Annotated in this window: 1 protein-coding gene; it reads right to left on the reverse strand. The window is 45.2% G+C overall.

Translation table 11 applies throughout. The annotated features are described in order from the left end of the window. Positions 1-12: 12 nt before the first annotated feature. On the reverse strand, positions 13-263 hold a 251-nt coding region (locus AAEY78_RS13585), incomplete at its 5' end, for an NAD-binding protein (RefSeq protein WP_352339860.1).

Raw genomic sequence — 263 nt, forward strand, 5'->3', positions numbered from 1 at the left:
GTCTTGATATTTCTAAGACAGCAACGATGCATCATGACGACCCATGATGCTAGAAAAGTCCCTATCACCATTCTCTACTGTGTGAGCTTCATACAGCTCTGTCGCCTTGGCACCCATTGGTGTCTCAACATTGGTGTCCTGAGCGGTTTGCATCGCAAGATTCAGGTCTTTTTGCATCAGCTTACTCATAAAGCCGCCTTTATAACCATTACTGGATGGCACATTTTCCATCACTTGCGGATAAGGGTTGTAGACTTCTAGTG

The organism is Psychrobacter sp. 16-MNA-CIBAN-0192 (assembly GCF_040309565.1).
GTDB lineage: Bacteria > Pseudomonadota > Gammaproteobacteria > Pseudomonadales > Moraxellaceae > Psychrobacter.